We start from the raw sequence: 26,695 nt of genomic DNA, 5'->3' as shown, positions 1-26,695 counted from the left end.
GGAACCCTTGCTGGAATCGTGAAAATCTGTCATCCCGACGTTAGGACAGCATGGCTGTCCCATTTCGTCGTGAGCATCGTGGTCGAACCGCCCCATCCGACGATCGTTCGGAGTCCGGGCGAGACGTGGAGCCGGGCGCGTCAGCGGGACGGGTCGCGGCTCGCAGCGATGACCGGTACGGTGTCCGTCGGTATCGGATCGCATCCCGACCGGTGCCCGTCCGCGATCACGCGAAGATCGGTGCCGGACCACCCTGCCATCCGATGGTGGCAGGGCACGAAACATGCTCGTCGAGCGGGCAGACCTTTGACAGACGGGGGATGGTGAGCGTGACCGCATCTGCTGATTTCGGAACCCGCCAGGCGTCAATTCCCGCCACCCGCGACGGCGGCAAGCCGTTGACCGTCCGTGACGGCGCGCTTCCGCTCGCTCAGGGTCTCTACGATCCCGCCCGCGAGAAGGACGCCTGCGGTGTCGGCTTCGTCGCCGACATGCACGACCGGCGCAGCCATGGCATCGTCGCACAGGGCCTGTTGATCCTAGAGAACCTCGACCATCGCGGTGCCGTCGGCGCCGACCCGAAGATGGGCGACGGTTGCGGCATCCTCACCCAGATCCCGCACGACTTCTTCAAGGCGGAATGCGAGACCCTCGGCTTCGCGCTGCCGGAGCCCGGCCACTACGGCGTCGGCATGTTCTTCCTGCCCAAGGACGAGGACGGCCGCCGCGTCGTCGAGGACATCGTGGCGCAGGTGCTCGCCGACGAGGGTCTGCCGCTGCTCGGCTGGCGCGACGTGCCGGTGGATTCCGAGGATCTCGGCGTGCGCGTCAAGGAGACCGAGCCGCATCACCGCCAGGTCTTCATCGGCCGCCCGGCTTCGGTGACGGAGGAGGATGCCTTCGAGCGCCGCCTGTTCACCGCCCGCAAGGTCATTTCGAGCAAGGTCTACGGGCTCAACGAGCCGCGGGTGAAAGCCTATTACCCGGTGTCGCTGTCGACCCGCACCATCGTCTACAAGGGCATGGTGTTGGTGACGCAGCTCGGCCGGTACTACCGCGACCTGCAGGACGAGCGCTTCGTCTCGGGCCTCGCTCTGGTCCACCAGCGCTTCGCCACCAACACCTTCCCCACTTGGCAGCTGTCGCACCCCTACCGGATGGTCGCCCACAACGGCGAGATCAACACGCTGCGCGGCAACGTCAACTGGATGGCCGCGCGCCAGGCGAGCGTCGATTCCGAGCTGTTCGGGAACGACATCTCGAAGCTGTGGCCGATCTCCTACGAAGGCCAGTCGGATACCGCCTGCTTCGACAACGCCCTCGAGTTCCTGGTGCAGGGCGGCTACTCGCTCGCCCACGCCATGATGATGCTGATCCCGGAGGCCTGGGCCGGCAATCCGCTCATGAACGACGAGCGCAAGGCGTTCTACGAGTACCACGCCGCCCTGATGGAGCCGTGGGACGGCCCGGCGGCCGTGTGCTTCACCGATGGACGCCAGATCGGCGCGACCCTCGACCGCAACGGCCTGCGTCCCGCGCGCTACCTCGTCACCGACGACGGTCTCGTCGTGCTCGCCTCCGAGATGGGCGTGCTGCCGATCCCCGACGAGAAGATCGTCGAGTCCTGGCGCCTGCAGCCGGGCAAGATGCTGCTGATCGACCTGCAGAAGGGCCGCATCGTCTCCGACGAGGAGATCAAGAGCGAGCTCGCCGCGGCGCATCCCTATGCGCAGTGGGTGAAGAACACCCAGATCGTTCTCGAAGACCTCAAGCCGGTCATCCCGCGCGCCTCGCGATCCGACGTCTCGCTGCTCGATCGCCAGCAGGCGTTCGGCTACAGCCAGGAAGACCTCAAGCTCCTGATGGCGCCCATGGCCGTGACCGGCCAGGAGGCGGTGGGCTCGATGGGCACCGACACGCCGCTCTCGGCGCTCTCGGACAAGCCGAAGTCGCTCTACACCTACTTCAAGCAGAACTTCGCGCAGGTGACCAACCCGCCGATCGACCCGATCCGCGAGGAGGCCGTGATGAGCCTCGTCTCGTTCATCGGGCCGCGGCCGAACCTGCTCGACATGGAGGGCGCCTCCCGCAAGAAGCGTCTCGAAGTACGCCAGCCGATCCTCACCAACGGCGATCTCGAGAAGATCCGTTCGATCAGCCATTTCGAGGACCGCTTCGACACCAAGACCCTCGACATCACCTTCCCGGCCGAAGCCGGGGCGGCTGCCATGGAGGGCGCCCTCGATCGCCTCTGCGACCGGGCCGAGGTGGCCGTGCGCGGCGGCTACAACATCATCATCCTGTCCGATCGCGGCCTCGGGCCCGATCGGATCGCGATCCCCGCGCTGCTGGCCACCGCGGCCGTCCACAACTACTTGATCCGCAAGGGGCTTCGGACCTCGGTCGGGCTCGTGGTGGAATCGGGCGAGCCGCGCGAGGTGCACCACTTCGCGTGCCTGGCCGGGTATGGCGCGGAAGCCATCAACCCCTACCTCGCCTTCGAGACGCTGATCGCGATGAAGGACGAGTTCCCGCCGGACCTCACCGACGACGAGATCGTCTACCGCTACATCAAGTCGATCGATAAGGGCCTGCTCAAGGTGATGTCCAAGATGGGCATCTCGACCTACCAGTCCTATTGCGGCGCGCAGATCTTCGATGCGATCGGCCTCAACTCGGCCTTCGTCGCCCGCGACTTCTTCGGCACCGCGACGACCATCGAGGGCATCGGCATGGCCGAGGTCGCCGAGGAAACCGCACGGCGCCACGCCGACGCCTTCGGCGACGCGCCCGTCTATCGCCACGCGCTCGATATCGGCGGCGAATACGCCTACCGCCTGCGCGGCGAGAGCCACACCTGGACGCCCGACAGCGTCGCCACGCTCCAGCACGCGGTGCGCCTCGGCCTTCCCGAGCGCTATCGCGAGTACGCCCGGCTCGTGAACGAGCAGGAGAACCACCTCAAGACGATCCGCGGCCTGTTCCGCATCCGCCAGGCGGCCGAGCTCGGCCGCGCGCCGGTCGACATCTCCGCCGTCGAGCCGGCGGCCGACATCGTCAAGCGGTTCGCCACCGGCGCCATGTCCTACGGGTCGATCTCGAAGGAGGCGCACGAGACGCTGGCGATCGCCGTCAACTCGTTCGGCGGTCGCTCGAACTCGGGCGAGGGCGGCGAGGAGGTCGAGCGCTTCAAGCCGATGGCGGACGGGCGCTCGCGCCGCTCGGCGATCAAGCAGGTGGCGTCGGGCCGCTTCGGTGTCACCACCGAGTACCTCGTCAACGCCGACATGATGCAGATCAAGGTGGCCCAGGGCGCCAAGCCCGGCGAGGGCGGCCAGCTGCCCGGCCACAAGGTCGACGCCAAGATCGCCAAGGTCCGCTACGCCACCCCCGGCGTCGGTCTGATCTCGCCGCCGCCGCACCACGATATCTACTCGATCGAGGATCTCGCCCAGCTGATCTTCGACTTGAAGAACGTCAATCCGGCCGCCGACGTCTCGGTCAAGCTCGTGTCGGAGGTGGGCGTCGGCACCGTGGCGACGGGTGTCGCCAAGGCGCGCGCCGACCACATCACCATCTCGGGCTTCGACGGCGGCACCGGTGCCGCACCGCTCACCTCGATCAAGCACGCCGGCGGGCCCTGGGAGACCGGACTCGCCGAGACGCAGCAGACGCTGGTGCTCAGCCACCTGCGCGGACGCGTCGTGCTCCAGGCGGACGGCGGCATCCGCACCGGGCGCGACGTGCTCGTGGCGGCACTGCTCGGCGCCGATCAGTTCGGCTTCTCCACCGCGCCGCTGATCGCGGCGGGCTGCATCATGATGCGCAAGTGCCACCTCAACACCTGCCCGGTGGGCGTCGCCACCCAGGACCCGGTGCTGCGCAAGCGTTTCAAGGGCACGCCCGAGCACGTGGTGAACTACTTCTTCTACGTGGCCGAGGAGTTGCGCGAGCTGATGGCCGGCATGGGCTTCACCAAGCTCGAAGACCTCATCGGCCGGGCGGACTTCCTCGATACCCTCGAGGTCATCGCGCATTGGAAGGCCAAGGGGCTCGACTTCTCGAAGCTGTTCCACCGCCCCGACGTCGGTCCCGAGGTGGCGATCCGGCACATGGAGAAGCAGAAGCACCCCATCGACGAGGTGCTCGACCGCCGCCTCATCGCCAAGGCTGGGCCGTCCCTCGAGTCCGGCGAGGCCGTGGTCATCGAGGACGTCATCCGGAACTCGGACCGCACGGCGGGCGCGATGCTCTCGGGTGCGGTGGCCAAGCTCTACGGCCACGAGGGCCTGCCCGACGACACCATCGTCGTGAACCTGTCCGGCACCGCCGGCCAGAGCTTCGGCGCCTGGCTCGCGGCCGGCGTCACCGTGAAGCTCACCGGGCACGCCAACGATTACGTCGGCAAGGGCCTGTCCGGCGGTAAGCTGATCATCCGGCCCTCCGACGCGTTGAAGGCGCCTGCCCATCACACCATCATGGCCGGCAACACCGTGCTGTACGGGGCGATCGCGGGCGAGTGCTACATCCGCGGATCGGCCGGCGAGCGGTTCGCCGTGCGCAACTCGGGCGCCATCGCGGTGGTCGAGGGCATGGGCGACCATGGCTGCGAGTACATGACCGGCGGCGTCGTGGTCTCGATCGGCGAGACCGGACGCAACTTCGCGGCGGGCATGTCGGGCGGCATCGCCTATGTGCTCGATGCCGACGGCTCGTTCGCGGCCCGCTGCAACCTGTCGATGGTCGATCTCGAACCGGTGGAGGAGGAGGACGACGTGATGCGGCGCTTCCATCAGGACGGCGACCTGGAGACCAAAGGTCGTGTCGACATCCTCGCCGACATGTCGGGCCACGACGAGGAACGCCTGAGCCAGCTCATCACCAACCACCTGAAGTACACGGGCAGCCCCCGCGCCAAGGCGATCCTCGACGATTGGGCCGGTTACCGCACCAAGTTCGTCAAGGTGATGCCGGTGGAGTATCGTCGGGCGCTGCGCGAGATGGAGATGGCGCGGATGCCGGTGGCGGCGGAGTGATGTCGACCGGATCGTAGCTGGGCTCCCGGCGGGGAGGGCACCGACGATCCGGGCAGGTGCGATGGGACGGCGGTGGCATGCAGAGGCGGTCCCTCGCTTCCCACCGGTGTCCTTGCGGAAAGGGGGGGGCTCCTTGTGCCACCGGTGAAAGGGCGGCGAGGTACCCTTCATCGTCGACCGCGCGTTTGTCGCGCACGACCTAGGGATGCGGACGCCGGATTCGGTCTCACTTCGCGCCCGGAGACCCGGGGTTGGCTCACCGGTTGCACCGTTGACCTACGGGCGGGGCGGAACGGCGCTGCCACTGGTTTCACATCGGTGATGCGCCGATCATAGACGACACGGGCTACTTGAGCGGCGGCGGCCCTGCGCCCTGCCTCTCGACGGATCAGACAGACGCGCGAAAGACGGGCACGATGGGCAAGGTCACTGGGTTTCTCGAATTCGACCGGCAGGAGCAGAAGTACCAGCTCGCCGCCGACCGCGTTCGCCACTTCCGCGAGTTCACGCTGCCGCTCGACGAGCACGACCTGAAGAAGCAGGCGGCGCGCTGCATGGATTGCGGCATCCCCTTCTGCCACGGCGATACCGGCTGCCCGGTCCACAACCAGATTCCGGACTGGAACGAGCTCGTCTTCCAGACCGATTGGGAGGAGGCGGCGCGCAACCTGCACTCCACCAACAACTTCCCCGAATTCACCGGCCGCATCTGCCCGGCGCCCTGCGAGGAGGCATGCACGCTCAACCTCGAGAACCAGCCGGTCGCCATCAAGACGATCGAGCAGGCTATCGCCGATCGCGCCTGGAACATGGGCTGGGTCAAGCCCGAGCCCGCCGAGATCCGGACCGGCAGGAAGGTGGCGGTGATCGGCTCGGGCCCCGCCGGGATGGCGGCGGCCCAGCAGCTCGCCAGGGTCGGCCACGAGGTCCATGTGTTCGAGCGTGAGCTCAAGGCCGGCGGCCTGCTCCGCTACGGCATTCCCGACTTCAAGATGGAGAAGCGGCACATCGACCGGCGCGTGACGCAGATGGAGGCCGAGGGGGTCAGATTCCACTACGGCGTCAATGTCGGCGTGACCAAGCCCCTCGACGAACTCACCGCCGAGTTCGACGCGGTGCTCTTCGCCGGCGGTGCCGAGGACCCACGCAATCCGCAGCTTCCCGGTCAGGAACTCGCCGGGGTGCATTACGCGATGCCGTTCCTGGTCCAGTCGAACCGCCGCGTCGGTGCCGAGCCGATGCCGGGCAACGGCGAGCCGCCGATCCTGGCGGCGGGCAAGAACGTCGTCGTCATCGGCGGCGGCGACACCGCATCCGATTGCGTCGGCACCTCCTTCCGCCAGGGTGCCCTGTCGGTGACGCAGCTCGACATCCGGCCGCGTCCGCCTGAGCGCGAAGACAAGCTCAGCGTCTGGCCGTACTGGCCGACCAAGATGCGGACCTCGTCGAGTCAGGCCGAAGGCGCCGAGCGGGAGTTCCAGGCGGCGACGCTGCGGCTCGAGGGCAAGAAGGGCAGGCTCACGGGTGTCGTCTGCACCCGCGTCGACGAGAAGCGCCAGCCGGTGCCGGGCGGCGAGTTCGTGCTTCCCGCCGATCTCGTATTCCTGGCGATCGGTTTTGCCGGGTCCGTCCGCAAGGGCCTTCTGGAGGAATCCGGCGTCGTGATGGACAAGCGCGGCAACGTCACCGCCAACGAGCGCGACTATCGGACCTCGCACGAAAAGATCTACGCCGCCGGCGACATGCGGCGCGGCCAGTCCCTCGTGGTCTGGGCGATCCGCGAGGGCCGTCAGGCAGCGCGCTCGATCGACGAGGCCCTGATGGGAGCCAGCGTCCTTCCCCGCTGAGGCCGCTTCAGCTCGGCGGCCAGCGGAAGTCGTCGGCCCGGCCGGGCTGGGGCGGCGGTGCCGCCCCGCGCTGGAGGGTGCGCTCCACCGTTCCGCTGGCATCGGGTTCGCGCGGCCTGCCATTCATCAGGGCGCCGCCCGGGGAGATCTCGGCGCGGCTCAGCGGCACCACCGGCCCCGCCGCCGGCTTGACCGGCAGGGCGGGGATGCCGGGCGGTTCGGGCAGGCTCGGCAGCATCGCCGTGATCAGCTTGTCGATCGCGGCGGTGTCGTCGAGCTTGGGCGGGTCGGCGTTCAGGGCCGGGCCAGAGGGCGTCGTCGCGATCGCGGCGGCAGGCTGCTCCGACAGCGGCGTACCGGCTCCCATCATCCGCTTCAGTTCCACATCCGCGAAATGCGCCACCTTGCGGGAGCCCGCACCGGTAAAGTGGACTCCATCGGCGGTGCGCAACTTGGCCGGCTGTCCCTCGAGGTCCGGGCCGGTCGCCGCGTAGCGGTTGCGCTCGTCGACGAAGCCCGGCCAGATATCGACGTAGGTTCCGCCTGCCCTTGCCACCCGCTCGCGATAGATGTCGTTGAGAGTGGTGAGGTCCTTGGTCAGGCTGTCGCTGCGCATCGGCGGCGTGCCGACCCAGATCAAGGGGATCTTGCGATCCGCGAACACCTTCACGAGGGCGTCGACCCGGTCACGGTAGATGTCCCGCCAACGCTCGCTCAGGACCTCGACGGTCTGGTCGCCCTCGCGAATCGGCTGGCGATCGTTGGCGCCCAGCATGACGAGGGCGTAGGCCGGCTTGGGCCCGGTCTTCAGATACTCCTCGGCGACCTTGGGCCAATCGACCACGTCCTTGCGCACGAGGCCGCTGTCGGCCTTCGAGCGGTCGACGACCTCGACATCGGCATTGTCCTCGAAGACGTCGTCGAGGCCGCGACCGAGGTAGCTCGCCAGGGAATCGCCGAAGACGGCGAGCCGCGTGGTGGGCTCGACCTTGGGTGCGGTCGGCTTGGGTTGCGCCGCCACCGCTGGCGCCGGTCGGGGGCGTCGGGCCGCGGGTGAGGCCGGCGCACGCCGGTCGTCGCTGTAGGTGCTCGGGGGCGGGGCGCTACGCGGCCGGGTCGGCCGTGCCGACGGGACCGGCGCCGGCTGCGCCTGCTGCGGCCTGTCCTCCCAGGGCCAGAAGAACTGCCGGGGCGCCTCCTGCGGCTGAGGGGCATAGCGGCGTCCGGTCTGGCGGCCACCGCCGCCATAGCCCCCGTCGTCCCGGTAGTAATCAGGGGCTCGGCGTCGCGGCACGTCGTCGTAATCGCCCCATTGCGCGAGGGCCGGAGACACGATCCCCATGAAGCCCGTGGCCACGATCGCGCACAGGACGATGCGTCCGTGCCGATGGGCCGTGGTCGCGCGAAACGTCGTGGCTGTCATCGGCACGCGGTCCCATCGTCGCGGGTCCGTTGACGCGGCCCGACTTCGTCAGGGCGGCAGTATAGGCGGCATCCGGCGGGGCGGCGAATCCCTCGTCTGTCAGCGGACTGCCTTCAGGTGCGCCAGCAGGCTCGCGCTCGCGTAGCCGTCGGCGGCGAGGCCGGCGCTGATCTGATAGCGCAGCACCGCCTCGCGCAGCTTCGGCCCGGCCCGGCCGTCGGCATTGCCATCGTAGAAACCCTTCGCGGCGAGCACCTCCTGCAGCGCCTGAAGGCCCGTCTTGTCGAGACGGGTCGCCGCATTCGGCCAGGGCGCCGACAGGGCAGGTCCGCCAGCCAGCCGGTCGGCGAGATGACCGATGGCGAGGGCATAGGAATCGGAGGTGTTGTAGCCGCGGATGACCTCGAAATTGCCGGTGACGAGAAAGACCGGGCCCCCCGCCCCGCCGGGCAGGAACAGGCTGGCCTCGCCGCTGCGGGGGAGGTCGCGGCCGTCGACGCGCCGGACGCCGCGGGCGCCGAAATCCGCCAGGTCGCCGCGATATCGCCCGAGATCGTACCCGGGCGGCAGCGTGACGGCGTAGCCCCAGGAGAGGGCGGGGTTCCAGCCGAGGCTGCGCAGGAAGGCAGCGATCGAGGCCAGCGCATCGGCGGGCGACGTCCAGATGTCGCGCCTGCCGTCGCCGTCGAAGTCGACGGCGTGCTTGAGGTAGTTCGAGGGCAGGAACTGCACCTGTCCCATGGCGCCCGCCCAGGAGCCTTTCATGGCTTGGGGGGTGATGTCGCCCTGTTCGAGGATGGCCAGCGCCGCCAGCAGTTCGTCTCGAAACAGGGTGCCACGGTGCTTCGCCTGCGCCAGGGTCGCGAGGGAGCGGACCACCGGCAGCGTCCCGCCGCTGGCGCCGAAATCCGATTCGACGCCCCAGATCGCCAGGATCACCCAGCGCGGCACGCCCGAGTCGGCTTCGATGCGCGCCAGCGCGGCGTCGAGCCGCGCCGCCTCGGCGCGCCCACGCGCGATCCGACCGGGCGAGACGGCGCCCACGAGATAGTCCCACACCGGGCGTCCGAACTCGCCCTGCGCCTTCGTCCGCGCGAGGACGGACGGGTCGGGTTCGCGCACGTCGGCGAAGGCCCTGTCGAAGGTCGCATCGGAGATGCCGCGGCTGCGGGCGTCCGGCCTCAGGGTATCGAGGAAAGCGCGGAACGCCAGGGCCCCGGCCTGCACCGAATCCGCGGGGGACGCGGGGGCCGCCTCGACGCGACCCGCCGCCATGACGGCGAGCGCGATCGCGAGGATCGGGGCGGACGGGCCGATCACGTCCGGTTACGCCTGGTCAGGGCGTCCTCCCAGGCCAGTGCCTGGGTGACGATGCCCGTGAGATCGTCGTGGCGCGGCCTCCAGCCGAGCCGGTCGCGGATCCGGTCCGCCCCGGCGACGATGCAGGCGGGATCGCCGGCCCGGCGCGGCGACAGGCGCACGGGGAAGTCGACGCCCGAGACGCGCTTGACCACGTCGATCACCTCCAGCACCGAATAGCCGCGCCCGTAGCCGCAATTGAGCGTCAGGCTCTCGCCGCCGGCCCTCAGGTGGTCGAGGGCGAGGCGATGGGCCTCCGCCAGGTCCGACACCTGGATGTAGTCGCGCAGGCACGATCCGTCCGGGGTCGGATAATCGGTGCCGAACACCTCGAGGTGCGAACGCTGCCCGAGGGCGGCCTGCGTCGCGACCTTGATCAGGTGGGTGGCGTTGGGCGTCGACTGTCCGGTGCGTCCGCGCGGGTCGGCGCCCGCGACGTTGAAGTAGCGCAGGATGACGTAGCTGAAGCCATGCGCCTTGGCCGCGTCTGCGATCATCCATTCGCTCATCAGCTTGGAGCGACCGTAGGGATTGATCGGCGAGGGACCGAGGTCTTCGGGCACCGGCACCGTCTCCGGCTCGCCGTAAACCGCGGCGGTGGAGGAGAAAATGACGTGTTTCACGCCCTGCGCGACCGCGGTCTCGATGAGGGCGCGGGTCTTGACGGTGTTGGCGAGGTAGTAGCCGAGCGGGTCGGCGACCGAATCCGGCACCACGATCCGTGCCGCGAAATGCGCCACCGCGTCGACGCCGTGGCGGCGGATCACGTCGGCGACCAGGGCCTGGTCGGCCACATCGCCCACCACCAGCCGCACTTCCGGCGGTAGCGCCCAGTCGAACCCGGTGGAAAGGTCGTCGAGGACGACGATGTCGTCATGGCCCGCGTCGATCAGCGCGAGGACCATGTGGCTGCCGATGTAGCCGGCGCCCCCCGTCACCAGAACCGCCATGTGGAACTGCCTTTCGATATCGCCGCGTGACCGCCCGGAGCGAGCCCTCCGCGACGAACCCGGGAAAGGGCAGGCGACTTATCCTGCCGGACAAGCGGACGTTATATCGAAAATGCACCACATCGTTTATGCCGCATGAGGGATCGTGATGGCAGGCAGGGCTGGTCCATCCGAGACGACACGTCCACCGTCCGCCTTTCCACCTCTCCGCACCGGGTTCCGCTCGATGAAACCGATTCGCAAGGCCGTCCTTCCTGTCGCGGGCCTCGGCACCCGCTTTCTTCCTGCGACGAAGGCCGTCCCCAAGGAGATGCTGACGGTGGTCGACCGGCCGGTCGTCCAACACGTGGTCGACGAGGCGCGCGAAGCGGGCATCGAGCACTTCATCTTCGTGACCGGCCGCAACAAGGCGGTGATCGAGGACCATTTCGACATCGCCTTCGAACTCGACCAGATGCTGCGCGAGCGCGGCAAACAGGCGGCCTACGAGGATTTGAAGCGCGACCTGCCCAAGGCCGGCCAGGTCAGCTTCACCCGCCAGCAGGCGCCGCTCGGCCTCGGCCACGCCGTCTGGTGCGCCCGCGAGATCGTCGGCGACGAGCCCTTCGCCGTTCTCCTCCCCGACATGCTCAGCCGCGGCTGCATGGGCCAGATGCTCGCCGCCTACGAGCGCCACGGCGGCAACGTGATCGCCGTCGAGGAGGTCGCCCCCGAGGAGACGCATCAGTACGGCATCGTCGGCGTCGGGGAGACCTTCGGCCAGACCTTCGAGATCAACGGCATGGTCGAGAAGCCCAAGGCCGGCACCGCGCCCTCGAACTTCATCATTTCCGGCCGCTACATCCTCCAGCCCGAGATCTTCTCGATCCTGGAGCGTGGCGAGAAGGGGGCCGGTGGCGAGATCCAGCTCACCGACGCCATGATCGCCCTGTCCCAGCAGCAGAGCTTCTACGGCATGCATTACGAGGGGCGGACCTACGACACCGGTTCCAAGATCGGCTTTCTCGCCGCCAACATCGCCTACGCCCTCGAGCGACAGGATCTCGCCGGCCCGCTCAAGGCCGAGATCGCGCGGCTTCTGCGCGAAGACTGAGTGCGTCCCTGTGCGAGAGGAGTGCCGGACTCGCTGCCTGACCGGCACCCCGATGGGGGCCGGGCAGGCACGAGCCGAACCACCGACATCCTCCGGCTCGACCACAATGGGGATCGCTGCGCTTAACGCGGCGGGGGCATGCGCACAGCGCAGCCGGAATATGCGAAACGGCTCTTGTGTTTTGTGCGACGCAAATTAATTATTGCATTGCGAGATCGCGATGGCGTCGCGGTCTCGCAGCCCTTCTTGGGCGTTTCCTCCCTAGACTTCGGGCCGCTCTTCGGAGCGGCCTTTTTTGTTGGGCGCACGCTTTGTCGAGTGATGTCCTGCTCCGGGGGCGCACGAAACCCTCTGCTCCCGTCCCTCGACCCGCCGGGACGCGGCCCTATTCGGCGGCGATGCGGCGAGGCGCAAGGTCCGTGATCTCGGCGGCCACCGCGACGACCATGCCCCGCAGTTGCCAGACGAGGTCGGAGAACCGGCCGGTCACCGCCAGCGACGCCTCGTTCATGTAGAGGCCCCGGTTGATCTCGATCTGGAGGGCATGACGGCCGATGCCGGGCTCGCCGTAGTGCTCGGTGATGAAACCGCCGGCATAGGGCTTGTTGCGAAGGACCTTGAAGCCGCAGGCGCGCAGGTGGTGCTCCACCAGCCCCGTGAGCAGGGGCGAGCAACTCGTGCCGAAGCGGTCGCCCAGCACGATGTCGGCCCGGCCGGCCTCCTCCCGCCCGAGGCTCGAAGAGGGCATCGAGTGGCAATCGATCAGGATGGCATGGCCGAACTGCCGCGCGGTGCGCTGGATCAGGCCGCGCAGGGTGCGGTGATAGGGCTTGTAGAGGCCTTCGATGCGGGCGATCGCCTCCTCCACGGGCAGGCGCCCGCGGTAGATCTCCTGCCCGTCCGCGACGACCCGCGGCACGGTCCCGAGCCCGCCGGCTACCCGCATCGACCGGGTGTTGGCGAACGGCGGCAGCCGGCCCTCGAACATGCGCGGGTCGAGCTCGTAGGGCTCGCGGTTCACGTCGAGATAGGCCCGCGGGAAGTGCGCGCGCATCAGCGGCGCGCCGAGATCGACCACCGGTGCGAACAGGCGGTCCACATGCGCGTCCTCGGAGCGGCGAAGGGCCAGGGCGTCGAGGCGCGAGGCGGTCAGGAACGGACGGGGATAGACCGAGCCGGAGTGGGGCGTGTTGAAGACGAACGGGAGGGTATGCGTCCCCGGCTCGTCCACGACGAAGGGCGGGTCGAAGGCGATCGCGGACGGGGTCTGGTTCGAAAAGGGCTCGGTCATCGCGCTGTCGACGGGAGAACGCACGCCCTCACTTTGCTGGCTCCCATCGTCACTGTCCACTCAAGATCGTCGCGTGCGAGATGCAGGGGCCGCGCCGTCTCAGGATGTGCCCCGTCGCACCGGCCGTGGCGCGGATCTCAACACCTTGTTTACCAAGTCGACGCTTTATGGGAGGAACACAGCGATTCGAAGGGTATGGGACGCCGCGCAATGAAGATTCTTCTGGCGGAAGACGACAACGACATGCGCCGCTTTCTCGCCAAGGCGTTGCAGAACGCCGGCTACGAGGTGCTGTCCTTCGACAACGGCCTGTCGGCCTACAACCGCCTGCGCGAAGAACCGTTCGAGCTGCTTCTGACCGACATCGTGATGCCGGAGATGGACGGGATCGAACTGGCGCGTCGCGCCACCGAGCTCGACCCCGACATCAAGGTGATGTTCATCACCGGTTTCGCCGCGGTGGCCCTCAATCCGGATTCGAAGGCTCCCAAGGACGCCAAAGTCCTCTCGAAGCCGTTCCACCTGCGTGACCTGGTCAACGAGGTCGAGAAGCTGCTCGCCGCCTGACGCGGCATGCCCCGTTCGCGAGAAGCGCCCGATGACGGCTTTCGCCGCCATCGGGGCTGACGCAGGCGCCTTCGTTCGACCGTCCGGATCATGGCCAGGCGCTCTCGTCCACGTCGTTTCCGGCTTCGCCGCCAGCACCGGCGCCGTTAGAAGGCAGTGCGGCTGCGGATGGCGGCCGAGAGCGTCCCCTCGTCGAGGTAATCGAGTTCTCCCCCCACGGGGACGCCATGGGCGAGCCTAGTCGTCGTCAAGCCGAGATGGGCGAGCGACTGGGTGACGTAATGAGCGGTGGTCTGGCCGTCGACGGTGGCGTTCAGGGCCAGGATGATCTCCTTCACCGCCGGGTCGCTCGCACGCTCCACGAGGCTCTGAAGGTTCAGGTGCTCGGGCCGCACTCCGTCGAGCGCGGACAGCACGCCGCCGAGTACGTGGTAGCGCGCGCTCACCGCCCCCGACCGCTCCAGCGCCCATAGATCCGAGACGTCCTCCACCACCACCAGGGTCGCGGGGTCGCGGTTCGCGTCCGCGCAGACGGTGCAGGGATCGCAGGTATCGACGTTGCCGCAGTTGCCGCACACGACGATGCGCTCGACGGCCACGCGCATGGCCTCGGACAGCGGCCCGAGCAACGTGTCCCGCTTCTTGATCAACGTCAGCGCGGCGCGCCTCGCCGAACGGGGGCCGAGTCCCGGTAGCCGTGCGAGGAGTTGGATGAGGCGCTCGATCTCGGGACCGGCGACGGCTTGGCGCATGGGACTTCCGTGTTGGGATGATGAAGGGCCGCAGCCCCCGACATAGGGCATCCGGCGGCGGTCTGCCGCTTCGTTCGGCGTCCCGAGGGCGATCGATCGGCGTCGAACCGGGCGGCTGACAATCCTCGGCAGACGTCTCCCGTCCTCCTCCCGGATCGGTTGACGACCCTTCTTTGCGGTCTATGCCAGACAGGACCAAGCGACGACGCGGTGAACCTGCGCGCGGCGGACCTGACCGACCGCGCGGACGCATCGTCGATACGGATCGCGGCGCCACGGCGGTGCCACGACCCTTCGGACAGCGGCGCGATCAGGGGCCCGAGGAGAGACACGTGAACGACATCGGTGACATCGACGCGGGCCCCATCAACAGGGACCACGGGGCCGAGGCGATCGGCCTGCGCAACCTGAAGGCCGTGCACTGGAACCTGGAGGCACCGCGGCTCTACGAGGAATCCCTCGCCCGCGGCGAGGCCAAGCTCGCTCGTGGAGGCGCCCTCGTGGCCACCACCGGCAGCCATACCGGCCGCTCGCCCAAGGACAAGTTCGTGGTGCGTGACGCCAGCACGGAAAACGAGGTCTGGTGGGAGAACAACGGCGCCATCACGCCCGAGCAGTTCGACGCGCTGCTGTCCGACTTCCTAGCCCACGCCGAGGGTCGCGAACTCTTCGCGCAGGATCTCTACGGCGGCGCCGACCCGGCCCACCGGGCCCAGGCCCGGGTGTTCACCGAACTCGCCTGGCACTCCCTGTTCATCCGCAACCTGCTGATCCGGCCCGAGCGGGACGCGCTGGCCTCCTTCGTGCCCGACCTCACCATCATCGACCTGCCGAGCTTCGAGGCCCAGCCGCACCGCCACGGCTGCCGGTCGAAGACGGTGATCGCCATGGATCTCACGCGCGGGATCGTCCTCATCGGCGGCAGCGCCTATGCCGGCGAGATGAAGAAATCGGTCTTCACTTACCTCAACTACGTGCTGCCCGAGGCCGGGGTGATGCCGATGCATTGCTCGGCCAACGCCGGCCTCGACGCGACCGGCGATTCAGCCCTGTTCTTCGGCCTGTCGGGCACCGGCAAGACCACCCTCTCCAACGATTCCTCGCGCCAGCTCCTGGGCGACGACGAGCACGGCTGGGCCGGGGACGGGATCTTCAACTTTGAGGGCGGCTGCTACGCCAAGACCATCCGCCTCTCGCGCAACGCCGAGCCCGAGATCTACGCCACCACCGAGCGGTTCGGGACGGTGATGGAGAACGTGGTGATCGATCCCGAGACCCGGGTACCGGACTTCGACGACGCCTCGCTCACCGAGAACACCCGCTGCGCCTACCCGCTCGACTTCATCGCCAATGCCAGCGCCACCGGGCGGGCGGGGCACCCCAAGAACATCGTCATGCTGACCTGCGACGCCTTCGGGGTGATGCCACCCATCGCCAGGCTCACCGGGGCCGAGGCGATGTACCACTTTCTGTCTGGCTACACCGCCAAGGTGGCGGGCACCGAGCGCGGCTTGACCGCGCCGGAGGCGACCTTCTCCACCTGCTTCGGCGCGCCCTTCATGCCGCGCCACCCGAGCACCTACGGCAACCTGCTGCGCGACCTCATCGCCCGGCACGAGGTCGACTGCTGGCTCGTCAACACAGGCTGGACGGGCGGCGGCGTCGGCACCGGCCGGCGCATGCCGATCCGCGTGACGCGGCGCCTGCTGAGCGCGGCCCTCGACGGGTCGTTGGCCAAGGTCCCGTTCCGCAAGGACCCCTATTTCGGGTTCGCGGTGCCGACCGCCGTGTCGGGCGTCGAGACGCATGTGCTCTCGCCTGTGGACACCTGGAACAACAAGGCCGCCTTCGCCGAGACCGCGACCCGCCTCGTCGGCATGTTCCGGGAGAACTTCAAGCGGTTCGAGGCGCATGTGGACGCCGACGTCCGCGCGGCCGAGCCGGTGCCGCGGGTGATCGCGGCCTGAACGGCCGGTGGGCGGCTGGATTTCGATCAGGCCGCTCGGTCCATGATGGCCTGCCGCACCTTGGTCGCCAGTTGCTCGAGGGTGTAGGGCTTGCCCAGCAGCCGCACGTCCGCATCGACGATGCCGTTGTGGACGATGGCGTTTCGCGAATAGCCCGACGTGTAGAGGACCCTCAGATCGGGACGCTTGCGCCGGGCCGCTTCCGCCAGCCGGCGACCGTCGAGGTCGGGCATGACCACGTCGGTGAACAGCAGCGACACGGTCGGATGGCTGTCGAGCAACGTCAGGGCGCCGGCCGCGCAATCGGCGTGGATCACCGTGTAGTTGAGGTCGCGCAGGGCCTCGACGGCGACGCGCCGCACATCGTCCTCGTCCTCCACAACCAGGATGATCTCCTGCGGCGAGCCCGCGGGCAGGGGCGCCGCGGCGTCGGCCAGCGGATCCGGGCCGTCGCGGTCGAGCCCGACGAGCCGCGGCAGGTAGATCTTCACCGTCGTGCCGTAGCCGGCCTCCGAGTAGATCTTCAGGTGCCCGCCCGACTGCTTGACGAAGCCGTAGACCTGGCTGAGCCCGAGCCCGGTCCCGCGCCCCACCGCCTTGGTCGTGAAGAACGGATCGACGGCGCGGTCCGCCACCTCGGGGTCCATGCCCGAGCCGTCGTCCGTCACCGCGATGAGGACGTATTGTCCGGGCGCCACATCGGTGTGGCTTTGGGCATAGGCCTCGTCGAGGTGGGCGTTGGCGGTCTCGATGGTCAGCCGCCCGCCCTCGGGCATGGCATCGCGGGCGTTGACCGTGAGGTTGACGATCGCGCTCTCCAATTGGCTGGCATCTGCCATCGTCTGCCAGAGGCCGCTGGCGAGCACCGTCTCGATGTGGATGGTCTCGCCGAGGCTGCCCCGCACCAGTTCGGCCAGGGTCGCGATCAGGCGGTTGCAGGCTAGCGGCTCGGGTTGGAGCGGCTGGCGGCGGGCAAAGGCTAGGAGACGGCGCGTCAGGGTCGCGGCCCGTTCCGCCCCCTCCAGGGCGTGATCGATGTAGCGCTCGATCCGGATCTCGCCGCCCTCGACCCGCCGCCGCATCAAGCACAGGTTGCCGATCACGATGGCGAGCATGTTGTTGAAGTCGTGGGCCATGCCACCGGTGAGCTGCCCCAGCGCCTCCATCTTCTGCGCTTGCCGCAACTGCTCTTCGAGCACGTCGCGCCTGGCGGCGGTGGAAACGAGGGCGCGGTTGGCCTGCGCGAGGGCAGCCTGAGCCTGGGCCATGCTCCGTTGCCGGCGCCGGGCCTCCGACAGGACGAAAGCGCCCAACAGGACGACGAGGACGATGGCGGCGGCCACCGTCGCTTGTAGCCAGGCGGCGGCGGAACTCGCAGTCCTCTGCCGGTCGACGGCGATCTGGTCGTTGGCGGCATACAGGCGATCGCTCGAGGAACGGATCTCGTCCATCACCGCCTTGCCGCGGTCGGTCCGCACCAGGTCGAGGGCGTCGCCGATCCGACCGTCGGCGTACAGCCCCACCGACTCCCTCAGTTCTGCGAGCTTGGCGTCTGCCAGCGCGGAGAGGCGCGCGACGTCCGGACGCATCGGCGCATCGACGGCGCCCGAGATCGACGCGAGGCGCCGGCCGATGCCGCCGATCGCCTGCTCGTAGGGGGTCAGGTAGGCGGGGTTGCCCGTCAGAAGATACCCGCGCTGCCCGGTCTCGGCATCCTGGAGACCGGAGAACACATCGGTCAGATCGCGCCTCAGATCGATGACCCGTCGCAGCTCGGCGGAGTTGCGGGCCTGCACCGACACCAGGGCCGCGGTGGTGACGACGACGGCGACGAGCAACCCGAGGATGGCCACGACCGGAGCGACCCCACGCAGCCTCGATTCGTGGGGGACCGCCCCGATCGCTTCGACCGGGGGCAGCGTATCGTCGTGTGTCATGACAGGGGTCTGGTGGCGCTGTGGTGAGCCACCGTTTCACCCGGACGTCGCGACGGCAACATGCCGACGCCGACGGACGTCGATCTTCCGAAACTTTACAAATGATCGTGTGATCGGATCCACAGGTGCCGACCCCGGCTTTGCCGGAGCAAGGGCCGGGGAGCCGACGCCGTTCAGAACAGCTTCATCCCCGGCGGGATCGGCAGGCCTTGCGTGAGTTCGGCCATGCGCTCCTGCATGGTCGCGTCCGCCTTGGCGCGGCCGTCGTTGAGGGCGGCCACGAGGAGATCCTCCAGGATCTCGCGCTCGTCGGGCTTCATCAAATCCGGGTCGAGAGCCACGGCCTTGACCGCGCCCTTGGCCGTCATGGTGACACGCACCGCCCCGCCGCCGGAGGCGCCGGAGACCTCGATACGGTCGAGCTCTTCCTGCAGCGATGCCATCTTCTCCTGCATGGCCTGAGCCTGCTTCATGATCCCCATGAGGTCGCGCATGTCTCGAATCCCGGCGTTGGTGACGGTGACGGTGACGGTGGAGCGGATGTAGGTCGGGCCGATGTCGCGCGCTACGGCTCGTCGCCCTCGGTCTCGGCATCGCCGGAGGGAGCGGGCGCCACGGGCGCTTCGACGGCCTTGTCGCGGACGTCGACGATCTGGGCACCGGGAAAGCGCGACAGTACCTCGCGCACCAGCGGGTGTGCGGCGGCGTCCTGATGACGGGCTTCAAGAGCCACGCGGGTCCGGGCCTCGACCGTGGCCTCGCCCGCCTCCTTGGAAAGGGCGACGATCCAGCGCCGCCCGGTCCAGGTGTCGAGGGCGCGGGCCAGGTCGTTGGCGATGCTCTGGCGCCCGCCATCGGCGAGGCGGAATTCGATATGGCCCTCCTCGAACCGCACGAGGTGCACCGAGCGTTCGAGCGCCATCTTGAGGCCGATGTCACGCCGGGCCTCGGCCATGGCGATCACGTCCTCGAACCGGGTCAGGCGCGGCCCCTCGGGGGCGGTCGCACGCGCCACCGCCGGCACCGCACCGGCTTCCGGTCGGGGCGTGGAGACCATGGCGACGTGGGCGGTGCGTGGTCCGCCGCCGCTCGCCAATGCGAGCGGCGGCCTGCCGGGAGCCATCTCGGGTGCGGTCGGATGTGGTGCCGGAGCAGCGTCGAGGGCGTCGGCCTTGAGCCTGCGCAGGGCCTCGTCGGGCGTGGGAAGGTCGGCGGCGTAGGCGAGGCGCACCAGCGCCATCTCGGCGGCTGCGAGGGGGCGGGCTGCGGCTTGGACCTCTGGGATCGCCTTGAGCAGGATCTGCCAGGTGCGCGACAGGACGCGGATCGAGAGGCGCCGGGCGAAATCGCCTCCGCGGACGCGTTCCGCCTCGCTCAGCGTCGGATCGGCGGCGGCGGCCTCGGGGACAAGCTTGAGGCGGGTGACCAGATGCGTGAAGCCCGCCAGGTCCGACATCACCACCGCCGGATCGGCACCGGACTCGTATTGCGAGCGCAGTTCGGAAAAACAGGCCGGGATGTCGCCGCGCATCGCCGCCTCGAACAGGTCGACGATGCGGCCGCGGTCGGCCAGCCCCAGCATGTCGCGCACGCTGGCGCTGCCCACGAGGCCGGCGCCATGGGCGATGGCCTGATCCAATAGCGAGAGCGCATCGCGCACCGAGCCTTCCGCGGCCCTGGTGATGGCAGCGAGCGCCTCGGCCTCGGCCTCGACGCCCTCGGCGGCGCAGATCTTCGAGAGGTGGGCGGAGAGCACATCCGCCTCCACCCGGCGCAGGTCGAACCGCTGGCAGCGCGAGAGGATCGTCACCGGGACCTTCCGGATCTCGGTGGTCGCGAAGACGAACTTGGCGTGGGGCGGCGGCTCTTCCAGCGTCTTCAGGAACGCATTGAAGGCGTTCGTCGAGAGCATGTGCACTTCGTCGACGATGTAGACCTTGTAGCGGGCCGACACCGGCGAATAGCGGATGCCGTCGACGATGGCGCGGATGTCGTCGACGCCGGTGTGGGAGGCGGCGTCCATCTCCAGCACGTCCATGTGCCGGGATTCCATGATCGCCTGACAATGGCGACCGAGTTCCGGCATGTGGATCGTCGGGCCGGTGTCGGGATGGCCGTCGCGGACGTAGTTGAGGCCGCGGGCCAGGATGCGGGCGGTGGTGGTCTTGCCGACCCCGCGCACGCCGGTCAGCATCCAGGCCTGCGGGATACGGTTGGCGGAGAAGGCGTTGGCCAGGGTCCGCACCATGGCGCCCTGGCCGATCAGGTCGTCGAAATCCTTGGGCCGGTACTTGCGCGCCAGCACCCTGTAGGGCGCCGCAGCGGCAGATGGCGGTTCCAGGCCCGCAAGGCCCGGCGCGTCGCTCTGAGGACCGGAAGTCGCGTCCATGCCGTCCTGATCACGCCGCCTTGATGATGGTTGCGCGTCCCCGATGGGGAGGCCCGACGCAGGACGGTGCCGAGGTGGGAGGCTGGACGAAGACCCGCTCGGTCTCGTTAGGGCTGCTTCCTTCCGGACCTGACCCGGTTGGCGAGTGAAACGTCCCTCGCCAACCTCCCAGGCGCTATATGGCGGGCGCGCTTCGCGAACGCAAGCGCGCCGTCCGGCGTGGCGCTATTCGGCCTTGCGCTTGGTGATGGCGTAGGTCTTGGGGTCGAGCTCGATGTCGAACTGCTTGCCGTTGGCGTCGATGGCGTCGTCGATCTCGATCTCGTCGTCCTCGACCTCGATCTTCTTCCACTTGGTGAAGCCTTCCTTCTTCAGGACGGCTTCGATCTTGGTCAGTTCCTCGGGGGTCGGCTCGCGGTCAGCGAAGGCGGCGCCGGTGAAGGCGAAGCCGAGGGCGGCGGCGAGAAGGCCGGTGGTCTTGATCGACATGGAAAAAGCTCCTTGAGGTCGAAACGTCGTCTCGTGACGCCCTGCGAACGATTGCCGCCCCAACCGGGTTCCACGCCAGCTTCCGGCGCGATGCACGCCGGAGTTGTCTCCGCCGGAGCTGCGCCTTAGGCTGGAACCCGGGGCACCGGCTCGGAGGAACCATGGTCACGCGCGTCGCTACCGTCGCCTTCGAGGGAATCGAGGCGCGCGCCGTCGACGTGCAGGTCCAGATCGCCAACGGGGCAGTCGCCTTCATGGTGGTGGGTCTCGCCGACAAGGCGGTGGCGGAATCGCGCGAGCGGGTGCGCTCGGCCCTCATCGCCTCGGGCCTGGCCCTGCCGGCCAAGCGCATCACCGTCAATCTCGCGCCCGCCGACCTGCCTAAGGAGGGCTCGCACTACGACCTGCCAATCGCATTGGCGGTGATGGGTGCCATCGGCGCCCTGCCGGCCGATGCGCTCGCGGGCTATTGCGTGCTGGGCGAACTGGCCCTGGACGGCACCATCACCGCCGTCTCCGGGGTGCTGCCCGCCGCCATGGCCGCGGGCGCCCGCGGTCTCGGCCTGATCTGCCCGGCGGCGACCGGACCGGAGGCCGCCTGGGCGGGCGGTGACATCGACGTCCTGGCGCCACGCTCGCTCGTGCAGCTCGCCAACCACTTCAAGGGCAGCCAGGTGATGGCGCGGCCGGAGCCGGCCATGGCCGCGCCGCCCTCCAACCTGCCGGACCTGCGCGACATCAAGGGCCAGGAGGGCGCCAAGCGCGCCCTGGAGATCGCCGCGGCCGGCGGCCACAATTTCCTGATGAACGGCCCGCCCGGGGCCGGCAAGTCGATGCTCGCGGCCCGGCTGCCGTCGATCCTGCCGCCGCTCAGTCCCCGCGAACTCCTCGAAGTCTCGATGATCCAGTCGGTGGCGGGCGAGTTGAAGGGCGGTGCCCTCTCGAACCGGCGCCCGTTCCGGCAGCCGCATCATTCGGCCTCGATGGCCGCCCTGGTCGGCGGCGGCCTCAACGCGCGCCCCGGCGAGGCCTCGCTGGCCCACGGCGGCGTGCTCTTCCTCGACGAGTTGCCGGAGTTCACGCCCCAGGTGCTCGATTCGCTGCGCCAGCCGATGGAGACCGGTGAGGTCATGATCGCGCGGGCCACCTCGTATTGCGATTCCTCACCTTCTGTCTCAGCGTGCTAACTCTGTGAGGCGTCAAGGAGTTAGAGATGGGCGAGGCGGTCCGATACGCGATATCGTATTCGCGGTTCAGCCACGAACGGCAGGCTAAAGGCTCGACCATCGAGCGGCAGGAAAAGGCGCTCAACGACTACCTAGCCCGGAATCCGGACGTGCACCTTGTCCAGCACCTCTCCGATGACGGGGTATCCAGCTTCAGGGGTAAGCACGCGCGTGAGGGTGCGCTGTCGCGCATCATTGCGGGGCTGGAGCAAGGTGATTTCCCCAGGCCATTGATCCTGATCGTCGAGTCGCTGGATCGTCTGAGCCGTGAGCCCTTCATGGACGCCTTCGACAGGTTCAGCACGATACTGAAGCACGATTGCACAATCGCGATCTGCGACATGAATCAGGACTTGTCCCGCGAGAGCCTGAAGAAAGAGCCTAACCGGATTTGGGAGATCATTGGCGCGATGAATCGGGCGCACGGCGAGTCCGCGCGCAAGAGCGACCTCGTCACGAGTGCATGGCGCAGCCGCATCAAGCTTGCTCTCAAGACGGGCTGCGCGATTAAGGGCTATCTCGGCCCTCCATGGGTTTCAATCGACCCGGTCACGAACCGGTACGTCGTCGGCCTGGACGAACTCAGAGTCGTCGAGACCGTGAACCTAATCTTCGAGTGGCGGGCTGATGGAGTGAACGACCACTCCATCGCTAAGCGCCTGAACGAGCAGCGCAGAGAAGTGTTTCGCGCCAGTGTCGGCAAAGATCACAAGAGGCAAGGGTGGTATCAGAGCTACATCTCGAAGCTTCTCCAAAATCGGCAGGTACTGGGTGAGATGACTATCCGTGGTGTGGAGATGCCGAAGGGGTACATTCCAGAGATTATCACCCCCGAACTGTTTCACCGGGCGCAGGCGGCCAGAAGTCCCCGCGAAGGCAAACCCGGACGCAAGGGGCTGACCCTTTCAAATCTGTTCACTGGGGTGGCGAAGTGCAGCCACTGCGGCGGTACTATGGAGATGACCCGCAACCGCGCACAGACTCAGGACGGACCCGCACCAATCAAGTTTCTGATGTGCTCCAGCCGAAAGCGCCGTTTCAAGTGCGAGAGCCAGGGGATGATCAACTATGAAAAGCTGGAATCTGCCGTGCTCGGATTTCTAAGCAAGATTCCATGGACGGAGATCGTCAAGGCTGAGAATCCCGACAACCCTCTACCGGCGATCGAAGACGCCATAGCCCGCACGGAGATCGAGATCGCGGCCCTCACTGAACAGCGGGATCGAGCTATCGCCATGATCTTGAAGGAAGCCGGATTCGAGGAGGAGTTCGGCCCCGTTATTGATAGGCTTCGTCCCGTACTGAGGGACGCCCAGGCACGCCTCAGCGACCTGAAAGCCGATTCCAATCGCGAAGCCCATGCTTGGAGGGCACGTCCTGGCTTGATCAACAACGCAATCGAGTTCTTTGAAAAGATGAACATTGCCTCGGACGCCGAACGCTTGGTCATTCGCAATCGCCTAGCTGACGCGCTCGCTCAAATGATCACTCAGATGAAGTGCGATACGTCGGCCAAGCGAACCAAGATTGAGGTCGGCAACTACTGGTTCAGTGTTGAAACCCCTAATCGGAGCCATGTGACCACCCGTGGCGGATTTGGAGAGAACGCAGCCTTATTGCACCAAAAACAGACGGCTGCGAGCAGGCTTTAATCATTGGCCTGCGAAGATCACTGGTGCGCGGTTCGAGGACCTCGGCCTAAGAAAACCTCTCGAAGAACCGGCTGCGCGCCATCCATTGAACCATCACCAAGGAACCGCGGAAGGTCGTCTTCAGCCTGCGCCACCGCGTTCACATCCACCTGAGCGAGATCGAGTACCCCGACGACCTCCAGAACGAGATCGTTGGTCACGAGAACGGAGATCACGGCGACGACGGCAAGCTCCCCATCCCTGTACTGAAGCGCTGGATCGATCCGATCGGCTATTGAAAACCACCATGAGTTCGTTTGACAGCAGCCTCTCATCATCCCTCTGGCACGGTGCTGCTCAAAGGCCGTTTGCGACGCACCCATCCTGTGCAAAGGCGCAAGACCGCCCGTGTTCACCAGGCAGAACTCCTCGACTTTTTCAAGCGCATAGGGGAGGGTGCCCACCACCGAAATGGATGTGACCATTGAGGCACGGATAATGAAGTCACCTGTATCTTAATCAGGACGGATGTTCGCGTATCAGGAATAACAATGTTATGATTGGTTCTTCGAAAGGAATCTGAGTGTCCGGTGAAGTTAAAATTGTTGCCTGCGTTAATTTGAAAGGCGGAGTTGGGAAGACTGCACTTGCGGTTAATTTCGCCGCTTATTGTGGCATGAAGAATCTCAAGACCCTGCTGATCGATCTCGACCCTCAAACGAACGCGACATTTTCGTGCATTTCGCCTGAGGATTGGCAAAAGCATGCAGCAGAACATGGAACTGTCGCAGACCTACTTGGTGTTCGGAACCACGCCAGCGCGGAGGGAGCAGCAAAGGACCCAGCCAGTGTAATCAAAAGGGGGGTATTCCAGAATGTTGATTTGATACCTTCTCACCTAGACTTGTTTACGATTGATCTCGATCTTGGTGCTGCTAATGCGAGGGAGACTAAGCTTCGCAGGGCACTAAAAGATATCGTTGATAATTACGACATTGTTATATGCGATTGTCCGCCAAACTTAACAGTTCCAACACAAAATGCTTTGGCGCTCAGTACGCATTACGTTGTTCCAGTCTCCCCAGATTTCTTATCCGGCCTTGGGATTGCGTTGCTACTCACTCGTGTCGCGAAATTTTCCGATGAACTTGAGTCGCCTATCGAGCACGTCGGCATAGCTATGTCGAGGGTTGGCCGACCGTCCTACTATCGTGCTCAGACCATGGAGTCGCTTCGTACCACATTCGGCGACAAGGTATTTCAGACCGAGATTCGAGAGCGATCGGCGGTCAGTGAAGCCACCTCAAAAAATGTGTCCGTTTTTCAGATGAACGATAAAGATGCAGCGAACGAGTTTGCCGCTCTTAGCGCTGAGATACTTGCGGAGCTTGGCCTATGAAAACGCATGAGCTTGCCGCGGCACTCGAAATTCTCGCCCGAATCCTTCGCTCATCCCCAAACGGTGAGGTTGAATCACTGGATTTTAGCTCGAAGAAATCGAAGATCGACCAGTCTAATGCTCTGCCTGCGTTAAACATGCTAGTCGCACTATCCGAGTTTGATAAAAATCAATGGATCACATTGATCAAAGAAAACAAGTTTGATGTTCCGGTGAATCAGAAAGATTCGTCGAGAAATATATTGGGACGACTGCTTAAGTTTCTGGAGAGTAACCCAGAAGCTAGAAACGTGCTGACGAAGGCTACCGAGAAATCCCGGTCAAGCACATCCCCAGAACTAATGAAAGCTCTGCAATTTCTGATGACAGTTAGATGAGTGCATTCGAAGATGAGTTGAAGGCGAATTTTGATAAGTTTAGTGCTGGGTGGAAGCAGCAAGCGAGCGCGAATGTTAAGGCTCTGGAGATCAACAAGTTTTATCTTGAAAGCTATCGTAGGATCAGCGCTTTAAATGGAATCAAGCACGACATTATAATGCCGAGCCTTTCTCCAGAAAGCGCTAAGTTTTTCTTTGAAGCTCACAACGACACCCTTGTTTCTCATGTAAATGCCTCAGTTGGTAGTTGGCGATCTGCACTTAAGGCTTTGCGCAGCTTTATTGAAAATTGTTTGGCCGCGCTGTATTTCAAGGATCATCCAATCGAGCTTGAGCTTTGGAGCCATGGAAAATTTCGCATTGGCTTTACGGACCTGATGAAGTACTTCCTTGATCATCCTTCCCTGCAAGGTGTTCCGGCAGCTTTATCTGGTTTGGAAGCGATAAAGGATGAGTATGCTACACTTTCGCAGGCTGTACATGGTTCCGCTGCGAGCTTTCGAATGACCGACAGTGCTTCAGAAATCTTACTATGGAAGACGGACGCAGCAAAGGTGGGAATGTGGGCCGCACGTGAGAGAAAGACAATCGAATCTGTCGTACTCCTGATTGTTTCTCTATATCGCGACAAGCTAACCGCAACTCAGTTACCCGCGCTTAGGCAAATTTTGTTCTACGCGATTTCTGAGGCGAAGCGAGCAAAACTGAAAAGCGAACTAAAGATTACGGTCAAATAGCTTGCTTCTTGTGATGAGGATGATATCCAAGAGACTCAGTTGGCAGTCAGGGATCGGCTTTAACGTTTAGATTACGTCCTAATCGCGCATTGTTGCGGATGTATAGACAGTGCTCGGTTCGTTGCGCGTCTGACGGCTGACTATAAATTCCAGACCCTGGATGCTGCCGGTTCTTTGCGAGACTGGTGTGGGTAGACACCTTGCGCGGAAAGCTGATCCACAAGC

At 66.1% G+C, this 26,695-nt stretch carries 19 protein-coding genes, 1 other RNA gene and 1 pseudogene; 10 read left to right on the top strand and 11 right to left on the bottom strand.

Going from position 1 to position 26,695, the window contains the following annotated elements:
- The first annotated feature begins 368 nt into the window (after window positions 1–368).
- Both gltB and ASG59_RS00815 read left to right on the top strand, forming a co-directional pair.
- Complete coding sequence (gene gltB / locus ASG59_RS00820) at window positions 369–5,036, top strand: glutamate synthase large subunit (protein WP_244475596.1); 4,668 nt, start codon at window positions 369–371, stop codon at window positions 5,034–5,036.
- 416 nt (window positions 5,037–5,452) lie between these two features.
- Window positions 5,453–6,883: a glutamate synthase subunit beta gene (locus tag ASG59_RS00815; RefSeq protein WP_056406429.1), complete on the top strand. Its 1,431-nt coding sequence runs from the start codon at window positions 5,453–5,455 to the stop codon at window positions 6,881–6,883.
- Window positions 6,884–6,890: 7 nt separating this feature from the next.
- Here ASG59_RS00815 and ASG59_RS00810 read toward each other — a convergent pair whose 3' ends face one another.
- From ASG59_RS00810 to galE, 3 genes are all read right to left on the bottom strand, one after another.
- Entirely contained in the window at window positions 6,891–8,225 is a 1,335-nt protein-coding gene (locus ASG59_RS00810) for an SGNH family hydrolase (RefSeq protein ID WP_244472422.1), read from the bottom strand.
- A 180-nt stretch (window positions 8,226–8,405) separates the two neighbouring features.
- The gene (locus ASG59_RS00805) at window positions 8,406–9,581 is read right to left on the bottom strand and encodes a lytic murein transglycosylase (protein WP_082528575.1); all 1,176 of its coding nucleotides are present in this window, start codon (window positions 9,579–9,581) and stop codon (window positions 8,406–8,408) included.
- A gap of 41 nt (window positions 9,582–9,622) precedes the next feature.
- Complete coding sequence (gene galE, locus ASG59_RS00800) at window positions 9,623–10,615, bottom strand: UDP-glucose 4-epimerase GalE (RefSeq protein ID WP_056284908.1); 993 nt, start codon at window positions 10,613–10,615, stop codon at window positions 9,623–9,625.
- Window positions 10,616–10,841: 226 nt separating this feature from the next.
- Between galE and galU the strand changes: the two genes are divergently transcribed.
- Window positions 10,842–11,708 (top strand): UTP--glucose-1-phosphate uridylyltransferase GalU, encoded by an 867-nt coding sequence (galU, locus tag ASG59_RS00795; RefSeq protein ID WP_055883899.1) that lies wholly within the window; start codon window positions 10,842–10,844, stop codon window positions 11,706–11,708.
- 385 nt (window positions 11,709–12,093) lie between these two features.
- Here the strand turns inward: galU and ASG59_RS00790 are convergent, their stop codons facing one another.
- Window positions 12,094–12,999 (bottom strand): N-formylglutamate amidohydrolase, encoded by a 906-nt coding sequence (locus tag ASG59_RS00790; protein WP_055883896.1) that lies wholly within the window; start codon window positions 12,997–12,999, stop codon window positions 12,094–12,096.
- A 210-nt stretch (window positions 13,000–13,209) separates the two neighbouring features.
- Here ASG59_RS00790 and ASG59_RS00785 point away from each other — a divergent pair, with 210 nt between their 5' ends.
- Entirely contained in the window at window positions 13,210–13,566 is a 357-nt protein-coding gene (locus tag ASG59_RS00785; protein ID WP_055883891.1) for a response regulator, read from the top strand.
- A gap of 146 nt (window positions 13,567–13,712) precedes the next feature.
- Here the strand turns inward: ASG59_RS00785 and recR are convergent, their stop codons facing one another.
- On the bottom strand, window positions 13,713–14,318 hold the full coding sequence (gene recR / locus ASG59_RS00780; protein ID WP_056406428.1) for a recombination mediator RecR: 606 nt from the start codon (window positions 14,316–14,318) through the stop codon (window positions 13,713–13,715).
- 350 nt (window positions 14,319–14,668) lie between these two features.
- On the opposite strand from recR, the gene ASG59_RS00775 reads away from it, so the two are divergent.
- Window positions 14,669–16,285: a phosphoenolpyruvate carboxykinase gene (locus tag ASG59_RS00775; RefSeq protein WP_156399073.1), complete on the top strand. Its 1,617-nt coding sequence runs from the start codon at window positions 14,669–14,671 to the stop codon at window positions 16,283–16,285.
- A gap of 26 nt (window positions 16,286–16,311) precedes the next feature.
- Here the strand turns inward: ASG59_RS00775 and ASG59_RS00770 are convergent, their stop codons facing one another.
- From ASG59_RS00770 to ASG59_RS00755, 5 genes are all read right to left on the bottom strand, one after another.
- On the bottom strand, window positions 16,312–18,222 hold the full coding sequence (locus tag ASG59_RS00770) for a CHASE3 domain-containing protein (protein WP_082528563.1): 1,911 nt from the start codon (window positions 18,220–18,222) through the stop codon (window positions 16,312–16,314).
- A 173-nt stretch (window positions 18,223–18,395) separates the two neighbouring features.
- Window positions 18,396–18,716 (bottom strand): YbaB/EbfC family nucleoid-associated protein, encoded by a 321-nt coding sequence (locus ASG59_RS00765; protein WP_055883883.1) that lies wholly within the window; start codon window positions 18,714–18,716, stop codon window positions 18,396–18,398.
- 71 nt (window positions 18,717–18,787) lie between these two features.
- Window positions 18,788–20,611 carry a DNA polymerase III subunit gamma/tau gene (locus ASG59_RS00760; protein WP_056406424.1) on the bottom strand — a complete coding sequence of 608 codons (1,824 nt, stop codon included), beginning with the start codon at window positions 20,609–20,611 and terminating at the stop codon, window positions 18,788–18,790.
- Between the two features lie 72 nt (window positions 20,612–20,683).
- Window positions 20,684–20,782: signal recognition particle sRNA small type (ffs, locus tag ASG59_RS19600), an RNA gene on the bottom strand.
- Between the two features lie 54 nt (window positions 20,783–20,836).
- Window positions 20,837–21,100: a PepSY domain-containing protein gene (locus tag ASG59_RS00755; protein WP_055883878.1), complete on the bottom strand. Its 264-nt coding sequence runs from the start codon at window positions 21,098–21,100 to the stop codon at window positions 20,837–20,839.
- Window positions 21,101–21,261: 161 nt separating this feature from the next.
- Between ASG59_RS00755 and ASG59_RS00750 the strand changes: the two are divergent.
- Together ASG59_RS00750 and ASG59_RS00745 are read left to right on the top strand one after the other, a co-directional pair.
- Window positions 21,262–22,245: pseudogene (locus ASG59_RS00750) on the top strand (ATP-binding protein); the annotation flags it as partial.
- Window positions 22,246–22,313: 68 nt separating this feature from the next.
- On the top strand, window positions 22,314–23,978 hold the full coding sequence (locus ASG59_RS00745) for a recombinase family protein (protein ID WP_056406423.1): 1,665 nt from the start codon (window positions 22,314–22,316) through the stop codon (window positions 23,976–23,978).
- 17 nt (window positions 23,979–23,995) lie between these two features.
- Here the strand turns inward: ASG59_RS00745 and ASG59_RS00740 are convergent, their stop codons facing one another.
- Complete coding sequence (locus ASG59_RS00740; RefSeq protein ID WP_056406421.1) at window positions 23,996–24,442, bottom strand: hypothetical protein; 447 nt, start codon at window positions 24,440–24,442, stop codon at window positions 23,996–23,998.
- Window positions 24,443–24,540: 98 nt separating this feature from the next.
- On the opposite strand from ASG59_RS00740, the gene ASG59_RS19595 reads away from it, so the two are divergent.
- From ASG59_RS19595 to ASG59_RS20195, 3 genes are read left to right on the top strand one after another with little or no spacing between them, the layout of a single operon-like run.
- Window positions 24,541–25,356 carry a ParA family protein gene (locus ASG59_RS19595; protein ID WP_082528562.1) on the top strand — a complete coding sequence of 272 codons (816 nt, stop codon included), beginning with the start codon at window positions 24,541–24,543 and terminating at the stop codon, window positions 25,354–25,356.
- The gene (locus ASG59_RS20200; RefSeq protein ID WP_156399064.1) at window positions 25,353–25,733 is read left to right on the top strand and encodes a hypothetical protein; all 381 of its coding nucleotides are present in this window, start codon (window positions 25,353–25,355) and stop codon (window positions 25,731–25,733) included. The genes ASG59_RS19595 and ASG59_RS20200 overlap by 4 nt, the downstream gene beginning before the upstream one ends.
- A complete protein-coding gene (locus ASG59_RS20195; RefSeq protein WP_156399063.1) occupies window positions 25,730–26,470 on the top strand; it encodes a hypothetical protein in 741 nt (246 codons plus the stop codon). The genes ASG59_RS20200 and ASG59_RS20195 overlap by 4 nt, the downstream gene beginning before the upstream one ends.
- Window positions 26,471–26,695: the final 225 nt, after the last annotated feature.

This window comes from Methylobacterium sp. Leaf466 (assembly GCF_001425565.1).
GTDB lineage: Bacteria > Pseudomonadota > Alphaproteobacteria > Rhizobiales > Beijerinckiaceae > Methylobacterium.
Note: the sequence above shows the minus strand (reverse complement) of the source record. Positions and strands in the feature narration are given on the sequence as shown.

Coding starts and splice junctions, on each gene's coding strand:
- ASG59_RS00815 (WP_056406429.1), top strand. CDS start 5,453: ATGGGCAAGGTCACTGGGTTTCTCGAATTCGACCGGCAGGAGCAGAAG.
- ASG59_RS00810 (WP_244472422.1), bottom strand. CDS start 8,225: ATGGGGATCGTGTCTCCGGCCCTCGCGCAATGGGGCGATTACGACGAC.
- ASG59_RS00805 (WP_082528575.1), bottom strand. CDS start 9,581: ATGGCGGCGGGTCGCGTCGAGGCGGCCCCCGCGTCCCCCGCGGATTCG.
- galE (WP_056284908.1), bottom strand. CDS start 10,615: ATGGCGGTTCTGGTGACGGGGGGCGCCGGCTACATCGGCAGCCACATG.
- galU (WP_055883899.1), top strand. CDS start 10,842: ATGAAACCGATTCGCAAGGCCGTCCTTCCTGTCGCGGGCCTCGGCACC.
- ASG59_RS00790 (WP_055883896.1), bottom strand. CDS start 12,999: ATGACCGAGCCCTTTTCGAACCAGACCCCGTCCGCGATCGCCTTCGAC.
- ASG59_RS00785 (WP_055883891.1), top strand. CDS start 13,210: ATGAAGATTCTTCTGGCGGAAGACGACAACGACATGCGCCGCTTTCTC.
- recR (WP_056406428.1), bottom strand. CDS start 14,318: ATGCGCCAAGCCGTCGCCGGTCCCGAGATCGAGCGCCTCATCCAACTC.
- ASG59_RS00770 (WP_082528563.1), bottom strand. CDS start 18,222: ATGACACACGACGATACGCTGCCCCCGGTCGAAGCGATCGGGGCGGTC.
- ASG59_RS00765 (WP_055883883.1), bottom strand. CDS start 18,716: ATGCGCGACCTCATGGGGATCATGAAGCAGGCTCAGGCCATGCAGGAG.
- ASG59_RS00760 (WP_056406424.1), bottom strand. CDS start 20,611: ATGGACGCGACTTCCGGTCCTCAGAGCGACGCGCCGGGCCTTGCGGGC.
- ASG59_RS00755 (WP_055883878.1), bottom strand. CDS start 21,100: ATGTCGATCAAGACCACCGGCCTTCTCGCCGCCGCCCTCGGCTTCGCC.
- ASG59_RS00745 (WP_056406423.1), top strand. CDS start 22,314: ATGGGCGAGGCGGTCCGATACGCGATATCGTATTCGCGGTTCAGCCAC.
- ASG59_RS00740 (WP_056406421.1), bottom strand. CDS start 24,442: ATGGTCACATCCATTTCGGTGGTGGGCACCCTCCCCTATGCGCTTGAA.
- ASG59_RS20200 (WP_156399064.1), top strand. CDS start 25,353: ATGAAAACGCATGAGCTTGCCGCGGCACTCGAAATTCTCGCCCGAATC.
- ASG59_RS20195 (WP_156399063.1), top strand. CDS start 25,730: ATGAGTGCATTCGAAGATGAGTTGAAGGCGAATTTTGATAAGTTTAGT.